This is a genomic window from Pseudobacter sp., from assembly GCF_051955275.1.
Classification (GTDB): domain Bacteria; phylum Bacteroidota; class Bacteroidia; order Chitinophagales; family Chitinophagaceae; genus Pseudobacter.
Genome location: NZ_JBQCGW010000155.1, coordinates 1 through 8,910 on the forward strand (window position 1 = coordinate 1; position 8,910 = coordinate 8,910).

Genomic DNA, 8,910 nt, shown 5'->3' on the forward strand with positions numbered 1-8,910 from the left:
CTCTTTCCGATAAATAGTAATTGCTACTGGCCTCACTGTGCAGTTCAGAAAACATACGAAGTACCTGGGTTGCAATGGAAGAGCTCATCGGAGCGCCGCCTGTATGGGCTTCCTGTATGTATTCCAGCAGTTTGGCAGGAGGGGTCTTTTTGAGCAGATAGCCGTTGGCGCCATTCTTTACAGCTTCAAACACATTCTTGTTATCGTCAAATACGGTCAGCATCAGGATCTTTACATCTGAATGCTGCTGACGCACCAGTTTCAATCCCTGGATACCATTGGTACCGGGCATATCGATATCCATCAGTATCACATCAGGTTGCAGGCTTGTTACTTCCTGCACTACATTGTCACAGTTTTTGAAGGCCCCGATCACATCAAAACCTTCAGATCCATTCAACAACATAGTCAAACCTTCTCGCAGCTGGGGATTATCTTCATAAAGAACCACTTTGATCATGAGGGTGTTTTATGCAAAATTAAGGAAGTAACAGGCGCTTATCAATCACATGATCATGTCAGTGGTACAGCCAGTATTACGGTAGAACCCCGGTCCGGTGTGGATTCTATCGACAGTTTGCCTTTGAGTGATTGTGCCCTCTTATTCATGTTGTTAAGTCCATTTCCACTATCAGCCTTACCGGGATCAAAACCCATACCATCATCCTGAATCTTCATTACCAGCTTGTCCTGCCGGATACGTAACTCTATCCATGCATTTTTGCACTGGGAATATTTAGCCAGGTTGTTGACGGCTTCCTTGAAAACCAGGAAGAGGTCGCGGCGCTCCTCCATATTGAGCTTCAGCTCAGCAACCTGATCATCCACCCGGAAGCTGAATTCAATATTGCGTGCTTCGAGTACACCGGTAGCGAACTCCCGCATACGTGCGGTGATCCGCTGCATACTATCGTTCATGGGATTGATGCTCCATACGATATCGTCCATGGCTTCCATCATCCGGCTGCTGTTGTCGCTGATCTTATTCAGGTATTCGGCCGTTTTGCTGGAATCCTTGTTCACTTTCATTTTGGCCATTTCGCTCAGGATATTGATAGTACTGAGCGTTGATCCCATATCATCGTGCAGATCACGGGCAATGCGGGTTCTGACTTTCTCCATTTCCAGTAACCGGTTCAAACGGAAACGGTGCACCAGGTAACCAAGCCCCGCAAGAAGTAATACCATCAGGGTGATGAACCACCAGCTTTGCCAGAACGGTGGCCCTACCTGGATCTTAAGTGTAGTGATAGTGGGAGAATCAACACCATCAGAGTTCCTGCACATCACCTTAAAAATATAAGAACCCGGCGGCAGCAGCGAATAGTTGGCGTACAAACCAAGGTCGGCTCTGATCCAGTTGGGATCCAGGCCTTCCAGCATATAGAAATAAGTGGTTTTGTCGCGCTGCAGGTAACTCAGCGTGGCAAATTCAATGGTGATACTGTTCTGATCATGTCTCAGCCGCACTTTATCCAGGTTCATGATGGAATCCGGAGCCAGGTAAGTATTGAATAATTTAAAATCGGTAATATTAACTTCTAACGGTGAAGGACGTACGAAAAGGTTCTTCGGATTAAAGAGCACCAGCTCATGATTATTACCAAAAAGCAAGTCCCCGTTTCGTTTCACAAGACTTGCATTGGTAAAGAAATTTCCATTTATTACACCATCCCGCTGTGTAAAAAGTGTAAAAGATTTTCTTTTAGGATAAAAACGGGTAAGACCGTTCATTTGTCCCATCCACAATGAACCTTCGCGGTCAAGTTCCAGGCTGGAGGTGGAAGCGGAAGGAAGACCATGCTCTGTTCCGATGATCTGGATACTGTCTGTATACACATTCAGTTTGTTCAGCACACCAGTGGATACATACCATGTACTGTCAGTATATCTTACAATATCCAGTACATAATTGGATTGAAGGGATTTTCCCGGTTGTCCGCCTGCCTTGTAATGTTTGAGCAGCCTGCCATTGGATGTATTGAATTTGTACAGCCCCTTGTTATGAACACAAACCCAGATGCCATCAAAGGAATCCGGCACTATCTTATAAATAATGCTGCCCACATTCTGAATAAGCTGGAACCCTTTCAGGAAGTTTGGCCCGAAACCAGTGCCTGGCGACCATTTCAGCAAATGACCATATTGTGTGCCCAACCAGATATTACCCTTGTTATCCCTGGTTATCTGGCGGATGGTTTTATAATCGATGCCTGGAACAATATACCAGGAAGATCTTTTAGTTGCCTTATCATAGATGATAAGCCTGCCCGTTTGACAACCCACCCATATTTTATTATGTGCAGTATCGTCATACAGGCACCACTGAAGGGGCAGGTCGATCTCTTTTTTGGGCAGGCCATTCATGATCCGGTTGGGAATAGGATTCATGGTGCTGTCCCAGGTAAGTGTGCCCAGACCCCAGCTGGCAACATAAATCGTTCCTTCCTTTGATTCCATGATCCCGTTTATGGTCAGTTCCTTTTCTTCTATTTTTCCATTATGCCATACATATTTGGTAGTATTGAAAAACTGGCGCTCAGGACTGAAAACAAATACACCATTATCGGTACCCAGCCAGAAGCTGCCTTCTTTATCCTGGTAAAAACTGAAAATTTTATCGTACTTGATGCCGAAATCATCGATATGATCATCTCTCACAAAATGAAATTTCTTCTGGGCAGAATCAAATTCATGAAGCGTCATATTACCATAACCCCAGATCACGCCGTTTGATTGCTCCGCGAAATGATATACTTCGCCATAAAGACCATTTCTGTCTTTCAGTCCTGAACCATAAGGCAGGAGTTGATTTCTGGTAAGATCATAACACCATGTTTTTTCACCGCTTAATGGCCAGATGGTGATCCAGCACCTTCTTTTGGAATCGATGAACATTGCAGTGATGGGCTTTTGCAATTCAGGTTCATCAAGTAATGGAATGTGGTTTGGGTTATTATGCCTTGAAAATACTTCTCTGGTGGAAGGCCGGTATATCACCAGGCCTGAATCACAGCCGAGCCAGAGATCTCCGTTTTTCGGATCTTCAAAAATAGTATTGGCAAACCAGCCAGCAGGCAAACGTATGTGCGAATCATCTTCTGCAAAAACATTGGTCTTGGGATCATACACCAAAAGGGAATTTCTGGTGATGTTCATGAAAACCGTTCCGGTACTGGATTTGAACATTTTATATTCTGCGCGTGGCTGTACTTCTCCCTTCGGTTTGATCACTGCTTTTTTATAACGGAATGTTTGCGGATCAAAGAGCCCGGCTTCTTCGCCAAGGCGAAGCCAGATCAGCCTGCTGCTGTCTTCGAAAATCTGATGAATGGGAGAGGAGGGAACATAGCGGTCATTAGCAGAACCCGAACGGTACATTACGGTTTTCCTTCCATCATAACGTTGAAGCCCATTCGCAGTACCAAACCACATGAATCCTTTTTTATCCTGGTACAAACAATACACCTGGTTCGAAGCAAGACCATCCTTCAAACTGAGCCTGTTGAAAATATACTTCCTGTGCTGAGCCTGTGAAGGGGCAGCAAACAGCAGAAAAACGCAGATATAAAGAGTAACTCGGAACAAAATAGGCAGTTTGACCGCCGGGCACGGCGGTCTTATCAAAAATAATCAATGAAAGTTCTTTTCCCCGTGATTTGACGTCAAAACCGCATAAATATGTGATACCAGTTAGTGGTAATCAAGGAGAATTAACGGGATAAGTGGAAAATATGTGAGGCAAAACGGTCTGATCATGATAGGCGCCCTTCAAAAGCTAACGGTTGTTGATCTGAAATCTCACATCATTATGCTATTGCAGGATTTTGCGGGAGTTTGCATTTTTGCATCGGATTAATGATTGACATATTGAACGGCGAGCAACAGGAAATCAGGAATCTTTACAAGCGAATTACCTTATTTGAAATAGCTATAACAGGCAAGCGAGGTTTTATGTGGGAATGAATTTGTGCGATACTAGGGTGCCGGTGAGGGTGTCCGGCACTCTATTTTTTCTTCAAAATTGTACATAGTCGAATTATGTAAATAGTAGTAATAGGAATAGTTTAGTTTGGGCAAAAGGCCTTCCGCAACAACGGAAGGCTTTTTTGCTTTGGTGTAAAGCCTTAATTTCATGGTACACTAAGTGTTGGCTATCGATTGCCTGCCGAATGTTTATATTAAGAAATTCTGTTATGACAGCCGAACACCAGCGATTATCAGTAAACGCCGCGAAAAAAATACCACTCGAACAATGGGGACCCTACCTGAGCGAACGTCAGTGGGGTACTGTCCGGGAAGACTATAGCCTCAACAATGACGCCTGGAATTATTTTCCTTTCGATCATTCCCATTGCCGTGCCTATCTCTGGGGAGAAGACGGACTGGGTGGTATTTCCGATTTCTTCCAGAACCTCTGCTTTTCTGTAGCACTCTGGAATGGAAAAGATAAGATCCTCAAAGAAAGGCTCTTCGGGCTTGGGAATTATCAGGGTAACCATGGCGAAGATGTAAAGGAACTTTATTATTATCTTGATAATATTCCTACGCATTATTATATGGAGTACCTGTACAAATACCCGCAACAGGCATTCCCCTACGAACAACTGCTCGAAGAAAACAAGCGCCGCAGTAAACTTGAACCGGAATACGAGATCCTCGATACCGGAGTTTTCAATAATAACCAGTATTGGGATGTGCATATCACCTATGCTAAAGAGAATTCAAAAGATATCTGCATCAGGATAGAAGTGACCAACCGCTTTCATGAAGCAGCCGAGATCACGGTTCTGCCACTGCTCTGGTTCTACAACCGCTGGCAGTCGGATGCAACGGAGAAAAAACCGACCATCACGCGCCGCGACAAACATTCCGTAAAAGCCAGCCATTCCAGGCTCGGGTCTTACTATTTTTATTTTCAGCCTCCTGCAGAGGGACTGATGACGGAAAATGAGACCAATATGATGAAGGTGGCCGCACTGCCCAATACCAGCATTTTCACCAAGGACGCTTTCAACGATGCAGTGATCAAAGGTGAAAACATGGAAGCCCTTCAATCCAAAAAAACGGGAACACGCTTTGCACCTGTTTATAAATACAAGATCGAAGGCGGTGGATCGCGGATTATATATTGCCGCCTCAGTCATAAAATGCTGGAAAGCCCGTTCGGACCGGGTTTCACCGATATCTTCCGGTACCGGAAAGAAGAGGCCGACAATTTTTACAATACTATCCTCTCTGCTAACACCAATCCACATACGAGAAATATCCAGCGCCAGGCGCTGGCAGGTTTGCTCTGGAACAAACAGTTCTATCATTTTGATGTGGAAAAGTGGCTCACTTCTTCGGATGGTATCACACCCGTGAATCCTGCAAAACTTACTGGCCGGAACCACGACTGGAAGCATCTGAAAAATCAGGACATCATCGCCATGCCCGACAAATGGGAATATCCTTGGTATGCCGCATGGGATCTGGCTTTCCAGTGTATACCCATGGCTATGATCGATCCCACATTCGCCAAACATCAGCTCACCCTGATCATGCGGGAATGGTACATGAAACCGGATGGACAGATACCCGCATACGAATGGAATTTCAGTGATGTAAATCCGCCGGTGCAAGCCTGGGCTGCGCTTCAGGTGTACCATATCGAGAAAGCAAATACAGGAAAAGGAGATATCAATTTCCTGAAAAGGATTTTCCAGAAACTGATCGTCAATTTTACCTGGTGGATCAACCGCAAGGATCCCAATGGAAATAATATGTTCGAAGGCGGCTTCCTGGGCCTCGACAATATCGGAGTATTCAACCGGAGCAGTGTGATCCCCGGCGCCATGCAGCTTGAACAGGCCGACGGAACCAGCTGGATGGGTATGTATGCCCTCAATATGATGGACATTGCCATGGAAATTGCCATGAAGGACGAATCCTTTGAAGATACGGCCACCCGCTTCTTCGAACATTTCGTTCTAATTGCCGAAGCACTGAATATCCAGGGAATGTGGAATGCGGAAGACGGGTTCTATTATGATACCCTTTCACTCGCAGGCTCGTCTCCATTGCATCTGCGTGTACACTCCATTGTAGGCCTCACTTCCCTTTTCGCAGTCTCGATTATAGAAAAGAAGATAGTGGACAAATTATCCGATTTCTCAAAACGTATCAGCTGGTTTGAGAACTACCGCCTTAAAAACGGGCGCTTCTGGCCAAATGAAGAAAAGAAAGAAGGGGACCAGATCCTCATGTCACTGGTACCCAGGGAAAAAGTTGTTTTGTTGTTACAACGTTTGCTGGATGAGGCGCAGTTCCTGTCTGATGGCGGGATCCGCGCATTGAGCAAATACCACCAGGATAATCCGTATAAGATCCTCATCGATAATATCGAATACCATATTCAGTACGACCCTGGTGATTCCACATCCGACTTTTATGGAGGGAACTCCAACTGGCGTGGACCGGTATGGATGCCTATCAATTATATCATCATCAGCAGTATCCGACGTTTTGGAAATTTCTATGGAGATGACCTGATGGTGGAATATCCGAGCGGCAGTGGAAAAATGATGAATCTCAACCAGGTTGCGGACGCCCTTACGGCCAGGCTGGTTGGGCTCTTCGAGAAAAACGCAGATGGCAACCGACCCCTTTACGGAAATCATAACTGGTTCTACAAGCAGCCGGAAAATGAACACCTGGTATTATTCTATGAATATTTCCATGGAGACAGCGGCGCTGGCCTGGGCGCATCACATCAGAGTGGATGGACTGCGCTGGTGGCTACACTGATCCGCGAAGTATCATAAATGCTAACTTTACAGTATGTCCGATCTCATCATATCACTGATCCAGTCTGATCTTCATTGGGAGAACAAAGAAGCCAATCTTTCCATGTTCGAAGAAAAGATCCATGGCATCAAAGAAAGAACACATATTGTATTGCTGCCTGAAATGTTCAGCACCGGCTTCAGCATGAAGCCTGAACAACTCGCTGAAACCATGCATGGGCCAACGGTTGAGTGGATGAAGAAGATCTCGGCATCCCGTAAAGTGATCCTGGCCGGCAGCCTTATCATTGAAGAGGAAGGCAATTATCACAACCGCCTGGTATGGGTATTGCCGAACGGACAGACCGGCTTCTACGATAAACGTCACCTCTTCGCCTTTGCCGATGAGCATAAACATTATGCTCCCGGCAACAAAAGACTGATTGCTGCCGTGAACGGATGGAAAGTGAATCTGATGGTCTGTTATGATCTGCGTTTTCCCGTCTGGGCCCGCCAGAGCCCGGATACAGAAGATGGTGCTCCCGAATATGACCTGCTGATCTATGTGGCAAACTGGCCCGAACGCCGCAACCATGCCTGGAAAACTTTACTGCAGGCGCGAGCCATCGAGAATCAGTGCTTCGTAGCCGGCGTGAACAGAGTAGGGAACGACGGAAATAATATCTACCACAGCGGAGATAGCATGGTAGTGGATCCTATGGGCGCCATCATAGAAACCAAAGTACACGATGAAGGAGTAATTACAGTTATTCTTAAACAGGATACGCTCAACGAGATCAGAACAAAACTTCCATTCCTCCAGGATGGCGATGAATTCAACCTGCTGACCTGACACAGCAAAAGAAGGAGAAGAAAAAACATTCGCCAGTGGCGAAAAAATAGAAGAAACTCGCGGGGACGCGGGCTACCGGGCACTGCGTAAGAATTTATAAAATCCTTGATGTTATAAATTGCCGGGCATTGCGGCAAAAAGAAAAAAATCTATTTGGATACACGAACGCTATCTCTGATTATCCTGATCACTACCCCCAGCTTCGGATCCACGCCACGCCTGATAATATTGGAATTGACCCCAACTTCAATATCCGGCCTGATGCCTCTTCCTTCTTTCACCAATGCAGTATCCATGATCAGTTTGAACCTTGGCAGCCTGAACCTGATATGTGTATTCGGCAATGTAACATCGGGAATCATCCAGGCGGTATTTCCGTAAGCGCCGCCGCCGGATTCTTCTCCAACAACTGTCACGTTCTCCTGGCCCTGAACAGCCTTTGCAAAAAGTGTTGTAGCAGAAAATGAATTTCCACCAGTGATGATATACACCTGGCCATCAAAATGGTTACGCTTCTTTGGTTTGTAATAATGCCGCTCGAAATACCCGAAATGGTATTTTCCATCACTGGCCTTATGAGTTACAAACAATGTCCATAACCAGTACAGAGGCTGCAGGTCAATATGTTTACCATAATGACTACTACGCTTGTTGGTGTATAAACTATCAGCCAGTTTGAATTTTTTCTTTGTAATGTATTTAGTGAGCAGGGTGGAATTTCCTGCATCGCCGCCGCCATTGTTCCTTACATCCACCACCAGGTATTTGATACCCCGTTTTTTCATTTCACGGAAACTGCGACGGAAAAATCCACGCAGTCTGTGCCCGCTTGAAAAAGTGTTCACTGTCATATAGGCGGATTTCAGGGCTGTATCTATCTGTACACTTCTGCTGGCGTTCAGCGCTATTTCTTTGGGCACTTCCTTCGGAGGTTTGGGTGTTGGGCTACCCGGCGCCGGAGGCTGCTTCCTGATGGAGGTATCTGTTTTTGGTTTGTCCTTCACAGCAGGCGGTGGCTGAAAAGCCGCTATCAGTGCGGACTGTGGCAGACCATTGCTATCGATATAATCCACCTGCACTTTTTCCGGCATACCATATACGGTACGATAGAGGTTGCCAAAGGAATTGCGGTTGCTCATCATCTGGTATTTACCGCTGATGATATTGCCATCGCTTTGCAGGAAATTGGTAAAAGTGTCGATGAGTTGGGAAACGGGCCGGCCATCGATGGCGGTAATAATGGTGCCTCTTCTCAGGATACTGTCTTTCCGGTTGAGTGTGCCTACAACC

General features: G+C 45.8%; 5 protein-coding genes. 2 read left to right on the plus strand and 3 right to left on the minus strand.

Annotated elements, in window-relative coordinates; all coding sequences use genetic code 11:
* Both ACTHMC_RS13130 and ACTHMC_RS13135 read right to left on the minus strand, forming a co-directional pair.
* Window positions 1-460, minus strand: a 460-nt coding sequence (locus ACTHMC_RS13130) for a response regulator (RefSeq protein WP_440413619.1), incomplete at its 3' end; no start/stop codon positions are given.
* A 53-nt stretch (window positions 461-513) separates the two neighbouring features.
* Window positions 514-3,588 (minus strand): ligand-binding sensor domain-containing protein, encoded by a 3,075-nt coding sequence (locus ACTHMC_RS13135; RefSeq protein WP_440413621.1) that lies wholly within the window; start codon window positions 3,586-3,588, stop codon window positions 514-516.
* A gap of 608 nt (window positions 3,589-4,196) precedes the next feature.
* Between ACTHMC_RS13135 and ACTHMC_RS13140 the strand changes: the two genes are divergently transcribed.
* The gene (locus tag ACTHMC_RS13140; protein ID WP_440413622.1) at window positions 4,197-6,806 is read left to right on the plus strand and encodes an MGH1-like glycoside hydrolase domain-containing protein; all 2,610 of its coding nucleotides are present in this window, start codon (window positions 4,197-4,199) and stop codon (window positions 6,804-6,806) included.
* A 16-nt stretch (window positions 6,807-6,822) separates the two neighbouring features.
* Complete coding sequence (locus tag ACTHMC_RS13145) at window positions 6,823-7,620, plus strand: amidohydrolase (RefSeq protein WP_440413624.1); 798 nt, start codon at window positions 6,823-6,825, stop codon at window positions 7,618-7,620.
* Between the two features lie 149 nt (window positions 7,621-7,769).
* Here ACTHMC_RS13145 and ACTHMC_RS13150 read toward each other — a convergent pair.
* On the minus strand, window positions 7,770-8,910 hold a 1,141-nt coding region (locus ACTHMC_RS13150), incomplete at its 5' end, for a S41 family peptidase (RefSeq protein ID WP_440413625.1).

Coding starts and splice junctions, on each gene's coding strand:
- ACTHMC_RS13140 (WP_440413622.1), top strand. CDS start 4,197: ATGACAGCCGAACACCAGCGATTATCAGTAAACGCCGCGAAAAAAATA.
- ACTHMC_RS13145 (WP_440413624.1), top strand. CDS start 6,823: ATGTCCGATCTCATCATATCACTGATCCAGTCTGATCTTCATTGGGAG.